This window comes from Spirosoma panaciterrae DSM 21099 (genome assembly GCF_000374025.1).
Classification (GTDB): Bacteria; Bacteroidota; Bacteroidia; order Cytophagales; family Spirosomataceae; genus Spirosoma; species Spirosoma panaciterrae.
On record NZ_KB893200.1, the window covers coordinates 47278 to 62450 of the forward strand.

The 15173-nt window shown below is 48.3% G+C and carries 13 protein-coding genes and 1 tRNA gene; 7 read left to right on the forward strand and 7 right to left on the reverse strand.

The features are described from left to right. The first annotated feature begins 57 nt into the window (after positions 1-57). A complete protein-coding gene (locus B153_RS0123895; protein ID WP_020599276.1) occupies positions 58-2535 on the forward strand; it encodes an outer membrane beta-barrel family protein in 2478 nt (825 codons plus the stop codon). A 134-nt stretch (positions 2536-2669) separates the two neighbouring features. Here the strand turns inward: B153_RS0123895 and B153_RS0123900 are convergent. Next, positions 2670-2741: transfer RNA gene (locus B153_RS0123900), tRNA-Arg, on the reverse strand. Between the two features lie 845 nt (positions 2742-3586). Between B153_RS0123900 and B153_RS0123910 the strand changes: the two genes are divergently transcribed. Beyond that, positions 3587-4549 carry an alpha-E domain-containing protein gene (locus B153_RS0123910; protein WP_026262403.1) on the forward strand — a complete coding sequence of 321 codons (963 nt, stop codon included), beginning with the start codon at positions 3587-3589 and terminating at the stop codon, positions 4547-4549. 87 nt (positions 4550-4636) lie between these two features. Here the strand turns inward: B153_RS0123910 and B153_RS0123915 are convergent, their stop codons facing one another. The 3 genes from B153_RS0123915 to B153_RS0123925 form a co-directional block, all read right to left on the reverse strand. Further along, positions 4637-5410: a hypothetical protein gene (locus tag B153_RS0123915; RefSeq protein WP_020599279.1), complete on the reverse strand. Its 774-nt coding sequence runs from the start codon at positions 5408-5410 to the stop codon at positions 4637-4639. A gap of 253 nt (positions 5411-5663) precedes the next feature. Continuing rightward, on the reverse strand, positions 5664-7709 hold the full coding sequence (glgB, locus tag B153_RS0123920; protein WP_020599280.1) for a 1,4-alpha-glucan branching protein GlgB: 2046 nt from the start codon (positions 7707-7709) through the stop codon (positions 5664-5666). A 129-nt stretch (positions 7710-7838) separates the two neighbouring features. Beyond that, positions 7839-9515, reverse strand: a complete 1677-nt coding sequence (locus tag B153_RS0123925) for a putative maltokinase (RefSeq protein ID WP_020599281.1) — start codon at positions 9513-9515, stop codon at positions 7839-7841. 222 nt (positions 9516-9737) lie between these two features. On the opposite strand from B153_RS0123925, the gene B153_RS0123930 reads away from it, so the two are divergent. Then, positions 9738-10745 (forward strand): glycoside hydrolase family 43 protein, encoded by a 1008-nt coding sequence (locus B153_RS0123930; protein ID WP_020599282.1) that lies wholly within the window; start codon positions 9738-9740, stop codon positions 10743-10745. 130 nt (positions 10746-10875) lie between these two features. Further along, entirely contained in the window at positions 10876-12450 is a 1575-nt protein-coding gene (locus tag B153_RS0123935; protein WP_020599283.1) for a Na+/H+ antiporter, read from the forward strand. Positions 12451-12460: 10 nt separating this feature from the next. Here the strand turns inward: B153_RS0123935 and B153_RS38600 are convergent, their stop codons facing one another. Continuing rightward, positions 12461-12742 carry a helix-turn-helix domain-containing protein gene (locus B153_RS38600; RefSeq protein ID WP_342664819.1) on the reverse strand — a complete coding sequence of 94 codons (282 nt, stop codon included), beginning with the start codon at positions 12740-12742 and terminating at the stop codon, positions 12461-12463. 19 nt (positions 12743-12761) lie between these two features. Next, the gene (locus B153_RS38605; protein WP_026262404.1) at positions 12762-12989 is read right to left on the reverse strand and encodes a hypothetical protein; all 228 of its coding nucleotides are present in this window, start codon (positions 12987-12989) and stop codon (positions 12762-12764) included. Between the two features lie 198 nt (positions 12990-13187). On the opposite strand from B153_RS38605, the gene B153_RS0123950 reads away from it, so the two are divergent. The 3 genes from B153_RS0123950 to B153_RS0123960 all read left to right on the forward strand — a co-directional run bounded on the left by B153_RS0123950 (position 13188) and on the right by B153_RS0123960 (position 14784). Further along, positions 13188-13646, forward strand: a complete 459-nt coding sequence (locus B153_RS0123950) for an SRPBCC family protein (RefSeq protein ID WP_026262405.1) — start codon at positions 13188-13190, stop codon at positions 13644-13646. A gap of 245 nt (positions 13647-13891) precedes the next feature. Further along, positions 13892-14026 (forward strand): hypothetical protein, encoded by a 135-nt coding sequence (locus B153_RS38730; protein WP_020599286.1) that lies wholly within the window; start codon positions 13892-13894, stop codon positions 14024-14026. Positions 14027-14166: 140 nt separating this feature from the next. Next, positions 14167-14784, forward strand: a complete 618-nt coding sequence (locus B153_RS0123960) for a DUF3267 domain-containing protein (RefSeq protein ID WP_040761933.1) — start codon at positions 14167-14169, stop codon at positions 14782-14784. A gap of 120 nt (positions 14785-14904) precedes the next feature. Here the strand turns inward: B153_RS0123960 and B153_RS0123965 are convergent. Further along, on the reverse strand, positions 14905-15173 hold a 269-nt coding region (locus B153_RS0123965; protein ID WP_026262406.1), incomplete at its 5' end, for a transposase.

Here is a 15173-nt window from a genome sequence, read left to right on the forward strand (position 1 = left end):
CTACCTTTGCAATGTACTGAAGCACAAGAATTAGGCGACCTTCTAACAACACATACTATGAAAACGATATTTTCCTTCCTCTTACTTAGCCTCCTGACCCTGACAACAACGTTTGGGCAGGCCCTGACGCGGGGAACCGTCAATGGTCAGGTTGGGACATCGGCTGGAAAAGCCCTTGAATTTACGACGCTGATGCTGCTAAAAGCGAAAGATTCTACACTGGTAAAAGGATCGATCAGCGATATTGACGGGAAATATACCTTCCAGAATGTTGGCGCTGGTCGGTATCTGGTAGCGGCTCAACAGATCGGATACCGCAAAACGTATAGTGCCCCGTTCGAAATTAGTGAAGCCCAGCCCGCTCTCGAATTGCCGATGCTGACTATGGTCGATGAGACCAAAAACCTGACCGAAGTGAAAGTGGTAGCTCAAAAGCCGTTCATTGAGCAACAGGTAGACCGAACGGTGATGAACGTTGAAAACAGCATCGTAGCCAGTGGCAATACCGCCCTGGAAGTCCTGGAAAAAGCCCCTGGTGTGACCATTGACCGCCAGAACGACCAGATACAGTTGAAAGGAAAGGCGGGCGTCATCGTGTACATCGACGGGAAGCAAACGTACCTGTCGCAGCAGGAAGTATCGAACCTGCTGAAAAACACGCCCAGCGATAACATTGCCTCGATTGAAATTATCACGAATCCCGGCTCCAAATACGATGCGGCCGGTAACTCGGGGATCATCAACATCAAAATGAAGAAAAATAAGAACTTCGGTACCAACGGTAACTTCATTATCGGGACCGGGTACGGATGGGTGAAAAACCTGGCTGGTGCCCGCGACGATCTGCCGAAATTCAACACATCCATCAACCTGAACCATCGCGAGGGGAAGGTCAATCTCTTTGGTAATTATAGTTACGTGAACCGTGAAAGCTCACAAAGCAATGAGTTAAACCGGGTGATTCCGTTCAATGGTAAGAACACCTATTTCGACCAGTATTCGTTTCGGCCGAACCAGTTTGAAGGGTATTCTTACAAGGCAGGGATGGATTATTTTATCGACCAGAAAAGCACGATAGGCGTATTGGTAAATGGTTTCTCGAACAATTGGCAATCGGGTGGCCAGAATAATACCATGATCAGCGACGATAACCGGGTCTTGACCAGTAAGGCCATTACCCAAACCAGCATGGGCAACAAAATGTCGAACATCACCACGAACCTCAACTATAAATATGACATGGGGAAAGGCCGTGAGTGGACCATCGACGCCGACTACGTGCATTATGGCGGTATGAATACCAACAACTTAAGCACTGCCTATACTAATGCGGACAACCTTCCCACCCGGTTGAACCAGGATGTTCGGAACAACATGCCGTCGACCATCAATATCATGGCTTTCAAAACGGATTATGTACTACCGACGAAGAAAGGTAAATGGGAAATGGGTCTGAAGAGTAGCTATGTAAAGGCCGACAACAATAGCCTTTATGATACCTTGCAGCAGGAAACCAAAAAATGGTTGCCCGATGCCAGTCGCTCAAATCAGTTTAAGTACGACGAGAATATCAACGCCGGTTATATAAACTACGCTGGAAAAGTGGGCAAAACGAAGGTTCAGATGGGATTACGGGCCGAACATACCCACTCAATCGGTACGTCGGTAACGCTGAACCAAACGGTGGATCGGAACTATCTGAACCTGTTCCCAACGCTGTTTTTATCGCGCCAGCTGGATACCAACAACGTCCTGAACTTCTCCTATAGCCGCCGGATCGACCGTCCGGATTACCAGAACCTTAACCCATTTGTGTTCTATCTGGACCCATACACCTATCAGCAGGGTAATCCGTTTCTGCGGCCACAATATACCAACGCGGTTGAACTGACACACGTATTCAAAAATGCCTTTACAACCTCGTTGAGCTTTAGCCGTACATCGGACTTCATCAACCGGGAAACGCCCCGGCAGATTGCTTCGGAGAATATCACCTACGTGACTCCCGAAAACCTGGGTAACATGGACAATCTGAGCCTGAATGTAAGCTTCCCCGTAACGGTTACGAGATGGTGGCGGATGCAGAACAACATTAACGCCTATTACCAGCACTACCAGACCTATTATTCGGGAGCCCCTTACGAAGTGAAGATCGGAGCGTACAATTTATACACCTCGCAAAACTTCACTCTAAGTAAAAGCGTATCGGCCGAAGTATCGGGATGGTACAACTCGGCATCGCAATATGGCTTCTATCGGGCACAGCCCATGGGCGCTTTCAATGTAGGCGTGCAAAAGAAAATGATGGATGGAAAGGGTAGTTTGAAGCTGAACGTGAGCGATCCATTCTGGCTGAATCAGTTCAATGGTCGGGCAGTCGTTCAGGACATTAACTTCCGGGTAGTATCGCGCTGGGAAAGCCGTCGAATCATGCTAACCTTCTCGTATCGATTTGGTAATCAGAACGTGAAGAACGCCCGTCAACGCAACTCAGCTACCTCGGCCGAACAAAACCGGGTAGGAGCACAGAATTGATATGTAAAATATGATACATGATGTATTTTTGTGGGTAATTACTTCATGCATCATACATAAAAACGGACTTAGTTTAGGTTAAGAAAACGCGAAAGCCAGCCCCACGTTGAGGACTGGCTTTTTTGTGTGCTTAGTGGCTTTATAGGGACTCGAACCCCAACCAACAGTTCCGAAGACTGTGATGCTATCCATTACACCATAAAGCCAAGCCCACAAAAGTACACTTTTCTGCGGAAGTGTAAAAATGCAGCCCTGATGTATTTGTAATTTCCTTGAAAAGATGAATAAATAGAATAGATAATGCGCGTATAATATTTTTTTAATCTACATTAAAAAGTGGCCTCTTTACTCTTTTGTATGTAAAGATTAACATAGTATATATATAACTATCCAAATAGAAAATAAACTGGTTTACAGTGTACTTACGTATTGGTATGTGTGGGCCAGGCTTAGTATATTTACCGTTAACCTCACCAGTTTATGTATGTAAGATGGCTACTCAACCCAACATAGAACTACTTAAACAGTACATCAAAACGTTAATAGCGCCAGACGCTATTTTTCCGGGCATTGCCCCACGGCAGTTTGAGAACGAGTTTAGTCGGACAGAGTTAGAGGCTATTTATTTTTGCCTGACTTTTGTCGTTAAGCAGGCAAATCCGGTGAATCATCAAGCATTAATTTCGGGTTTTAAGCGAGTCCATAAGCCTAATCTAGCCATGCATTGGTTTTTAAGGGCCTTCTGGCGGCAGCTTGTTTCCATCATCTACATCCACTCGTTTCAAACTAAACATTTTTATTTGCCAATGAATTAGTACGTTTTGAGATCACCTGTGGTTAATTGCTTTCAGGTATTTACTGGTGATGCGACGACTGCCTAAGAGGAGTCGTAGGCACTCAGATTTTGCTCCAGACGAAGCTTCATTTGATAATGTACACGCATAGATAATAATTTGGTAAAACCATTTTCGTTTATGAAAACGTCTTGGTTAATCGGCTATAATCCCTATTTTTGTTGGCAATACCCGGTTTTACCCCAACTTTATATTTTATGCTAAGTCGCGTTGCTAACTCAGTTTATTGGATGCACCGCTATATTGAACGGGCCGAAAATTATGCTCGTTTCATGAGTGTGAATTTCAATCTGGCTCTCGATTTACCGCCAAATGTTGATCAGCAATGGGAACCGTTACTGACTGCTACGGCTGATAATGAGCGGTTTAAAAAATATTATTCAGACCCTACACGTGAGAATGTCATCCATTTTATGACATTCGATAAGCGCAATCCTAACTCGATCGTATCCTGCCTGAGTGATGCCCGCGAAAACGCTCGTACCATTCGGGAGGTTATTTCTAAGGAGATGTGGGAACACCTTAATACGTTCTACCTGATGGTGCGTGATACGTCGCCCAAGCAGCAGTGGGAACAGACCCAGACGCAAAATTTTTTCACGGAAATACGAAACAGCATACAGCTTTTTTACGGAATCATTGATGCAACGATTACCCGCAATGAGGCCTGGCACTTCGGGCGTTTGGGGCGTTTTTTGGAGCGCGCCGATAAAACATCCCGGTTTCTGGATGTGAAGTATTTCACCCTTTTGCCTGAAATAGAACTGGTTGGATCAACCATTGATTTAATGCTCTGGTCGGCAGTTTTAAAATCCGTTAGTGCGTATAACATGCATCGTCAGCAATATCGGTCACTGACCCCAGCCAGCATTGTCGAGTTTCTGATTTTAGATAAAATGTTTCCACGGGCTGTGGCTCATTGCATTCGGCAGGCCGAGTTGTCTCTCTATGAAATTTCGGGCAATAACATCACACAGGGTTTTGGGAATTCAGCCGAGCGGATGTTGTCGAAATTAAGAACCGATATTGAGTTCACTGAAACGGCCGATATCTTCAAAACAGGGCTGCACCAATACCTCGATAATTTCCAGACGCGTACCAACAGCGTTGGAGATGCTATTTTCCAAACTTACTTCGATTTAAAGCCGATCGAGGTCTAATCTAAAGTGTAAACGTGCGAAAGAGAGAAAGCGTGATAATAGCTTGCATCAGCATTTCACGCTTTCTCTCTTTCGCACGTTTACGCTTTAGTAAAATATGGGAAACGTTAGGGCTAGATACGCCATACCGGCTCGGTGGCGGAACCGATTGTTGTTGGCAATAACGTCGCGGTTGGATACCGTTGTTTCGGTAACCAGCCATTGATAGCCTGCCTTGACCGCCAGACGTTGCGAAACATGAATACGGGCATAGATTTCGGTTGCCAGTGTACCAATGTCGTTATCACCTAACAGACGTACATTGAAGCGGCTGGGCGATGCTTTTTGAAAAACATTGTTCCCCTGGAAGTAGACGTTGATCGAATCGGCACCCGATGCCGAATGAAGGGTAAATTGTCCCGTCGAGGATTTATAGCGACCTGTACGCGATTTTCCGATGGTTAACCCTAACAAATCGGCACTGGCCCCAATTTCAACCTTACCCAGATTGATTTGCGCCCGAACACCAACATTGAGCGACGTCATGGTTACATAATCGTACCGGATGGTATCGATATTCTTGACGACAAGTGGAGCGCCGAGGGCCGCAAAGCCCGATTTTTCGCGGGTAAGGCGGGCCGGGGCTGTGTAATAATCCAGATTATCGCCGTAAAAGGCACCCAGTCGCAGGGTCCAACCCAATGAGAACAATTTTCGTTCGCCTACATTAAGCATTTGGTAGTAGGCAATGGATGGGTGATAATGATCGGTGGAATAAGCCATTCCCAAATCATAGCCACTACTAAGGCGGGCCGCTACCGGCGATTGGGCAAAGCTATACGTCGAAATAAGGAGCAAAAACGGAATCAGAACTTTCTTCATGCAGACAAATCAGGCTGTTCGAGCAGGCAAAGTTATATGGATTCGACATTATCAGGTTAATCTGTTACTAACTGGCTTTTGACAGACCAACTATTTTGAGCTGCGAACCGCTGTATTTCCTAACCCGACTTAAGGCTCTGTTGTTTTTCTTCGCGTGGTCAGTTCCGCAAACTATGTACCTGGGAACGTTCAAAATGATTGGCTGAGCACAAAAAAATGGAGTGAAGCCCTGTTCTTCACTCCATTTTAGAGCCTATTTCAACGCTTTCAGCACCACAGCACCTAGTGGAGGAACGTTCAACTGGATCGATTGTGGGCGACCATGCCAGGCTTCCTGTTCGGTGGCAATAGGCGTTGCGTTCAGCACACCGCTGCCATGAAACTCCGTTGCGTCGCTATTGAAAATTTCCTTATAAGAACCTGCCGCTGGGACACCTATCCGATAGTGAGCACGCGGAATGGGAGTCATATTCAAAACGATCAGTACCGTATCGTCGGGATTGTTCCCTTTCCGGCAATAGGTAATCACGCTGTTTTCGCGGTCGGTTGTATCGATCCACTCAAAGCCGTCGGCGGAGAAGTTCCGTTCGTACAGAGCAGGTTCGGTTTTATAAAGCTGATTGAGGGCTTTTACACAGGCGGCCATGCCTTTATGAGGGGCATATTCGAGCAGGTGCCAGTCGAGACTGGTGTCAAACTTCCACTCAGCCGTTTGACCAAATTCGCCACCCATAAACAGCAATTTGGTGCCCGAGTGCGTAAACATATACGAAAACAGCAAGCGCAAATTGGCAAACCGCTGCCATTCGTCGCCCGGCATTTTACTCACCAGCGAATGTTTGCCGTACACAACCTCATCGTGCGACAAGGGCAGCATAAAGTTTTCGGTGAAGGCATAAATGGTACTGAACGTCAGCTCATCCTGGTGGAATTTGCGGTAGCTTGGGTCGCGTTCAAAATACCGAAGCGTATCGTTCATCCAGCCCATCATCCATTTCATACCGAACCCTAAACCACCCGTATACACCGGACGCGATACACCCGGGAAGGCAGTCGATTCTTCGGCAATCGTCTGTGTATCCGGAAATTCTTTATAGACTGCTTCATTCAGTTCCTTAAAGAGCGAAATGGCTTCCAGATTTTCGCGTCCGCCAAACATATTCGGCTCCCATTCGCCCGCATTGCGTGAGTAATCCAGATACAGCATCGATGCTACGGCATCTACCCGAAGGCCGTCGGCATGGCAACGGTCGAGCCAGAACAGGGCATTACTGAGCAGGAATGAGCGTACTTCGGGCCGGGTGTAGTTGAATACGTAGCTTTTCCAGTCGGGATGGTAGCCTTTCCGCATATCCGGGTGTTCGTACAGATGCGAGCCGTCGAATTCGTACAGCCCATGCGCATCGCCCGGAAAGTGCGAGGGAACCCAGTCGAGCAGTACACCGATACCCGCCTGATGCAGTCGTTCAATGAGCCGCATAAAATCCTGGGCCGTACCGAATCGGCTGCTGGGGGCGTAGTACCCCGTGATCTGATACCCCCAGGATGGCGCGTAGGGGTACTGCATAACGGGCATAAACTCCACGTGCGTGAAGCCCATTTCCTGCACATAGGGAACCAGTGCATCGGCAATTTCACCGTAACTCAGCTCACGGTCGGGATTGCCAGGGTCACGTCGCCAGGAGGATAGGTGCACTTCATAAACCGAAACGGGTGCGTCGAGTGCGTTTTTTGTATGGCGATTGGCCATCCAGTCCTGATCCTGCCACTCGTAATAAGTATCCCAAACAACCGAAGCGGTTTTGGGGGGGACTTCCCACTGGTGGGCGTAGGGGTCGCCTTTTTCCAGCTCACGACCGCTTTCGTGAACGATAAAATATTTATAGGTTTCGCCCCGGCCAATATGCGGAATAAATACCTCCCAGATGCCCGACGAGTCCCAGCGAACATTCATGGGGTGGCTGCCTTTATCCCAGCCGTTGAAATTGCCAATAACCGCAACATACCGGGCCGAGGGGGCCCAGACCGCGAAATAGGTGCCCGTTACACCATTATAATCCACTACATGTGAGCCAAATTTCTCATACAGTCGGGTGTGCTTCCCTGACCGAAACAAGTAAATATCGAACTCAGTAAAGCGGGAGTAAGGCCCTGTCGAGACGGGTTGTTCGATTTCAACAGGTGGCGTAGGGGCGGCCTGCGCTTTTTTGGGTTTGGGTGCTTTTGGGGGAATGGGAGTTTCCGGTTGGTTAATGTCGGGTATAGGCGACGAGTCCGTCGAAGTTTTTCGTTTTGCCATAGGTTAAACCTGATAAGCTTCCGTTAGTGAACGTAATCAGAGTCGGAAAGTTAGAAAAAAAGTGGGATGCGCAAAGGTCTTGGTTCAGATTGTAAACGATTCAGAGGTCAGCCCAAAAGACAAGGTGGCCTATTCGATCAGTTTCACTTGCAGCAATCCCGTTTGCAGCATGGGCACGTCGTGCACCACATCCCCGTCGCTCAATCGAATTTTTTCGATCTCACGCACTACGTCGATGATGCCTTTCAGTGGAATTTTCACCCAGGAAGGGCGATAGCTAATTTCATAGCCCAATTCGTAAACGGCTTTTTCGAGCAGGTAAATCAGGAGCAGGAAATTGATCTCGCTGTTGTTTTTGAACAACGGATGCGGAGTGCCGAATACATCCAGATAGGCATCCAGAAACGTATCGCGAATGAGGTAAAACCAACGATCCGATACGCGCTGTAAATGGTCGGGTTCAATTCCGGCCGTTTCGGTCGAATTGAAAAGCTTGGCCGAAACCGCGTAGTGATACGACCGAATCATACCCGCCACATCTTTCAGCGGAGAGTGTTTGATCTTACGCTCGGCAATGGTGCTTTCGGGTTCACCTTCAAAGTCGATCATCACAAAATCGGACCCGGTCTGGCTGTTGGTGACAGCCAGTACCTGCCCCAAATGGTAATCGCCATGAATACGGATGCGCAGCGAGTGAAGCGGTCGGGTACGGAAGTCGGCAATGAAGGTATCGATCATTTCCTTGGCTTCCATAAACACCCAGGCCAGCCGTTGGGCCTGTGGGTCGAGTTTGGTGTAGTTGTCGATCAGGAGGGTGTACCGACGTTCGAGCAGGTCTTCGAATCGCTTGATAAGAAACTGGCGGTATTCATCCGTAAAGGGTTCGGGCGCAAAGGCAGGATCGGCTCCTGGTTTGTAAAGCGCACAGTGGAGTTCGCCCGTTCGTCGGCCCAGCAGTTCTACTTTATCGAACACATCTTCCCGAATGGCAAACATCCGGTTCGGTACGCCATACAGGAAATCATTCAGGTAGTCGCCGGTTTGCATCCACGAATCCTTATCGTTCGGAACCATGCGTTGCACCATACCGAGCGTAACGTCGGGGCGGCCGGGTTGTTGCCAGATGATGCTGCCGCCAAAGGCCGGAATGTTCGGAAAATTGCTTTCGTCCGTCAGAAACGCGACCATATCCACTTCAGGGTTCGTTTCCTCAAAAAGTTTGCGATACAGTTTCAGGAAGTATTTATCCCCAAACGTCATGGCCGAATTGCTTGAGTCGACGGGTAACACACGCGAGCGAAGGGTATCGTCGCCCTCGTCCAGCCCTTTACCCCGGTGAAAGCTTACCTGCCCAACAGGCTGAGGAATGGTCTGATTCTGGTAAATGGACGCAAACAATACCTGCCGGAACCGTTCATCGTAAATAGCATCGATTAACTGCCCTGATTGTCCGTTTAGCGTGATCTCCCCCACACGGCCTTTTTCGGGTATATCGGCGAGCTGCACGGCGAGTTGTGGGACAGACTGATCGGGGATAAAGGAAAGCGGAAGCAGGTAATTTTCGGGCACACCATCGGCATACATAGCTTCCAGAATCAGCAGGTACGCCACATCACCATCGGCGAGCGGAAGGGTGTGAAGGGTTTTTACGGAAAATCCGGTTTGGGGCCGGGCTTTCCCCGCAAACCATCGGCAGGTGTTCACATAGGGAGGCAGTACCGTTTGGGCCAGCGTCGACCAGAAATCTGCGTCAGAAACCGTTTCAGACCAACTGGTCGGGGTGCTTATGGGGTTTTGCATACTCATCATAGGTAGGTCTACATCGCGTTTGCCAGGCCAGCAGCCTAGTGGTAGAAAACGTTATGAGTCAAAAATTTCTTGAATATAGAATAAATTGGAGGATGATACCTACAGAATGCCCACGCATTGAATCCGTATTATCTAAAGCCTACAAACGGGTGTATTGTTAGAAAATGGCACCCTGATTGTTTTATTAGCGATAATTGATTTTAACCGTTTTACTGATGTATGAAAACGAGCCGGTTGGTTTTTGCAGGCTTTTTATTGATTTCGCTGACGCTAAACGCACAGGTGAATCCGGCTCGGGAAGTCAGAACCAATGTACCGCTGGATTCCATTCGGCTGAGTGATCCCGCTATTCTGGCCGATCGCCAAACCAAAATGTACTACATGACGGGAACCGGAGGCTTGCTTTGGAAAAGTAGAAATCTGAAGCTTTGGGATGGGCCTTATAAGGTTACCCAAACCGACCCGAACTCCTGGATGGGACCTAATCCAATGATCTGGGCTGCCGAACTTCACCCGTATCAGAACAAGTACTATTATTTTGCTACGTTCACCAACCGGGCCGTCAGGATTGATACCGTAAAAGGCAGGGCTATTGAACGACGGGCCTGCCATGTGCTGGTCAGCGACAAACCCGATGGGCCGTATGTGCCCATGCAGGATGCTACCTATCTGCCTGCCAGCATGCCTACGCTTGACGGGACGCTATGGGTCGATAAAAACAGGAAACCCTATCTGGTGTATTGCTATGAATGGTTACAGAACCTGAATGGGACTATCGAAAAGATTGAACTAAAGCCCGATTTAAGCGGGACTGTTGGCAAAAGTGAGGTATTGTTTCGGGCCAGCGATTCGCCCTGGAGCCGGGAGAAAGATGAAAACGGCAACGACAAACCAAATAAAGTAACCGACGGCCCTTACCTGTTCCAGACCCAAACCGGGCGACTGGGCATGATCTGGACCAGTTGGATTTATGACGTGTATACCCAAGGGGTAGCTTATTCGGCAAGTGGTACGCTGGATGGCCCCTGGGTACAGGAAAAAGACCCCATCACTCCCCCTAACTACGGGCATGGCATGTTGTTCCATACGCTGGAGGGCAAACTACTCCTGTCTATGCACAGTCATAAAAGCGTAAACGGTCGGACGATCCGGGTGCCTCATCTGTTCGAAGCCGATCTGTCGGGTGATAAACTGGTCATTGGCAAGCCCTATCTGCCAGCAGACTAGGGGTATTTTGTTCATTCGCTATGGCAACGGCTGCCGTCTGACAGGTGTTTCGCAGAGGCTGGCGAACACCTTTATCGACTTTGCGGTTAGAACGGATAGACTAAGTAATTCTCTCTACTTTTCACGACAAATGATCGAACAGGTTACGTTTTATCTGGGAATGGTGCTGGTGATGGTATTTCTGATCATTCTGGCTCAGCGAATACAAGTTGCCTATCCGGTATTGCTGGTTTTGGCAGGGCTGATCATCAGCCTGATTCCGGGTATCCCGGTTCTCAACATGGACCCGGAGTTGATCTTTATCATCTTTTTGCCTCCGCTATTGTACGAAGCCGCCTGGTCGGCATCATGGAAAGAGCTTTGGAAATGGCGACGTATTATTCTTTCGTTTGCCATTCTGGTTGTTTTTGTAACGGCTTTCAGTGTATCGCTCATCGCCTATCACTTTATTCCTGGCTTTACCCTGGCGCTGGGCTTTTTGCTGGGTGGGATCGTGTCGCCCCCGGATGCGGTCAGCGCAGGAGCCATTATGAAATTTGTAAAGGTACCCAAGCGTCTGTCGTCCATTCTGGAGGGCGAAAGCCTGCTCAATGATGCCTCTTCGCTGATTATCTTTCAGTTTGCGGTGATTGCTGTCTCGACCGGGAAATTTGTTGTGCAGGATGCCCTGCTCACATTTTTATGGATGGTGTTTGGAGGGGTAGGCATCGGCCTGCTGGTCGCATGGCTGCTGATGAAGGTCCATAAGCTGCTTCCCGATCATGTCGATATTCATCAGGTGCTGTCTATTCTTGGTCCGTATGCCATGTACATAGCTGCCGAAGAAGCGCACAGTTCGGGGGTGCTGGCAACAGTGGGCGGAGGATTGCTGATGTCGTACCACCGATTTAGTTTCTTAAATGGTCAGACCCGCATACGGGGCTACAATTTCTGGAGTACGGTTTCTTTCATTCTGAACGGACTGGTGTTTGTACTGATTGGGCTGGACCTGCCCCAAATTGTTTCCGGGCTGGGAAAAACCAGCCTTGGCGAAGCCATTGGGTATGGAGTGCTCATTACCGTAACCTTAGTGGTGGTTCGGATATTATCTTGCTACGGGGCTGTGATTACCACTCTTATTATGCGGAACTTCATTACCGTGGCCGACACGAGTAATCCAGGCTGGAAAACGCCCCTGCTCTTGGGCTGGACAGGTATGCGGGGTGTGGTCTCGCTGGCTGCTGCTTTATCCATTCCCATCCGTCTTGCCAATGGTACACCGTTCCCACAGCGAGATCTTATTCTGTTCATTACGTTTGTTGTGATTTTTCTGACGCTTGTTGTTCAGGGACTTACGTTGCCTTTTTTTATTCGACGATTTGGGTTTGCCGAGCAGGATTATACCAAGCCCGAAGAGAAAGTTGATGCCTTTATTGAAAAAGAATTTGCCGCACTGGCCCTGCAATACATGCGCGAAAACCTGAGTGAGGCCGAACTGGCCCAGCCCGTTTATCAGAAACTGATGAAAGCCAGCGCTTACCGCCTGTCTTCCGATGGGGCATCCGCTTTTAGTGAGCCTATTAAAGAGCTATATCGGCACATTCTGAACCGGCAACGGAAATGGCTGGTCGAAAAAAACCGAACGACCATGACCCTCGATGAAGACATTGTCCGCAAGCATCTGTATTACCTGGATCATGAGGAGGAGCGACTGCTTTTGCGTTGATGGCAATCGTTTAGCTGACGACCGCATCCTTATTATCTTTCGTTTTATAGTCAATTGGCGACATATCCGTAATTTTTCGGAAGACTTCCCGAAACGCCTTGACATCCGAATAGCCCACCTCATACATACCCTCATTGACGGCTTTTCGCGTGGATTCGCGTGCTTTTTTGGCCGATTCAATTTTGACCCGTTGTGGATAGTCAACAGGTGTATTGCCCGTTGCTTTAATAAAGCGTCGGTCAAAGTTTTGTCGGCCTACGGCGAATAGACTGGAGAGATACTCTATGGCTATGTTTTCCTGCCGATTGCTTTTAAATCAACAGGTTCAGAAATGAATAGGCTCCTGCGTTCGTATAAATCCCTTTTTCGTTCGGAATCAGTTTGTCGGGTTGAAGCTTCACCCTGGGAAACGCCTGCCGGAACGTGTCAGCAGCCGCCCAATGAGCAGAGCACGTTTTACCGTTAAAACGATGGTGAATAAGTCGGTTCGGCCAACGGCCTTCCAGTAAGCGTTGCCTCGGTGAACAGTTCGTAGGCAACAACAATACTACTCAGGTTATTCTGCCCGTCGGGCACAACTAGGGTAATGTGTTTAAGGCATTTTTACCGCAAAAATACCTGAGATAAATGTCCAGATCAACCCGTTACAAAGTCTATTTTACCCCCTCTTATTCCACAAGCTGGCCACTAGCTTTGCCAACTCATTTCTTCCAATTACATCTAAAAACAACAAGACAATGACTTCTTCTGATTTTACAGTTACCCTCCTTGTCGACCAGGTCCCGGAAATTGTGTTTGCTGCTGTCAATGACGTAGCGGGTTGGTGGACAGAAAATGTAGAAGGCGACTCGCATCATCTAAACGATGTATTTGAAGTGCGTTTCGACGATGTCCATTATTCCCGCCAGCAACTCGTCGAGTTTATGCCGGCCCAAAAAGTTGTGTGGCTCGTTACCGATAGCCGACTCAGTTTCATCAGCGACAAAAGCGAGTGGACGGGAACCCGTATTGTATTTAATATCACCCAGAAAGACGGACCGACGGAGCTTCGCTTTACGCATGAAGGATTGAAACCCGAGATCGAATGCTATGGCGCATGTTCGAATGCCTGGGGTGGTTACATCCGAAACAGTCTGTTCAATCTGATCACTACAGGGCAGGGACAACCAGACCGAAAGGTAGAAACGAAATTCTAGCCATAAAGACGGGAACGCCTGGTTTAGTACCGAAAAAGGTTTACTGACTGAACCAAAGCTGAGGGAGCTAATGGGTATCTAACAATCTGCCAGCAATCATTCTATAGTTTGCGTTGCGAATTATTGGCAAAACCAATAATTTAACGGAATAAACAGATGATAATCTGGCTCCTAAATAGGAGCTGCTATGTTGACGGGCAGAATTGCACTTATTACGGGAGTGAGTCGGGAAAAGGGGTTGGGCTATGAAACGGCTAAGCAACGGAAAGCGCTGGGTTGTTACCGCAAGAGACGATGATAAAGTCAGGACGCTGGCCGACCCAATCGATGCTATCGCCAAACCGTTAGAGGTTACCAGTGATGCGTCGGTGCTGCCATAGCCCGTGAACTAAACAATGAATTTAGTAAGCTGGATGTACAGATAAACCATACCAGGGGCTTTTTCAGAGACGGCCAGCCGGTGGGTTGGTAATAGAATTCAGCTGTTGGTGCTGGCTGGAGCGAAGCAGAACGTATAACTATGAACGTGAAACCACAGGATTTGCCTTCGTTAGGGTATCGCATGGACCATGAACTTGACCACAGCGAACTGGTGCCCTTTGTGAAAACGAATTTGAGCAAACTAAACCCGGTTTCTGTTTTTTACTGGGCGTTTAACATCGTGATGGGTGGGGTGCTGCTTTATTTTCTGGTTCAGGAAAAGCGGCTACCCCTGTTTGATGCGATCACAAAGTTTTGTTCAGGGGCGCTCGTCTTCTTCGTTATTTTACTGCCGGTTCATGAGCTGATACACGGTTTCGTTTACAAGCTGGCTGGTGCGCCGAACGTGCAGTTTACGGCACACTGGCGAACACTTGTGTTTTATTGTTTAGCTGACAACTTTGTTACGGATACCAAATCGTTTTTAATGGTTGCTCTAAGCCCCTTTCTGATAATCAATGCCATGTTGATTGTGCTCCTGTTTTTTGCATCGCCTGCCCTGTTTTATGTACTGTTTGGCGCCCTATTTTTGCATACGGGGGGCTGCTTCGGCGACTTTGGCCTGGTAAGCTATTTTTATACCCACAGGCAAAACCATCCGGTAACGTATGACGATGCCCAGGCAAAAAAATCGTATTTTCTGTTGAGGTCTGCTTAAATTACAATGTAAGTCATGCGCCTAAGTGTTTTTCTGTCATTCCGACGAAGGAGGAATCTTCGGATAAATCTGGCTCTTCTTACTCACTCGAAGATTCCTCCTTCGTCGGAATGAACTGTGTTACGAAACAAGAGGTAAGGCTAGTTTTTGATCAAAGTTTACCCCACTTCGGGCTACGGCAAAACACTGACGAACTAACTTATGCGCCACCGCTATCAAAGCCACCAGCTTGGGCTTACCTGCCCCCACCAACCGATCATACAAAGCAGCACAGGCCGGATTGGTTTTCTTGGCCTGCATACTGGCCATGTACAACAACTGACGAATTCGGCTGTTGCCCAACTTACAGATATGCCCCTTACCTTTCACCGAACTGCCCGACTCAAACA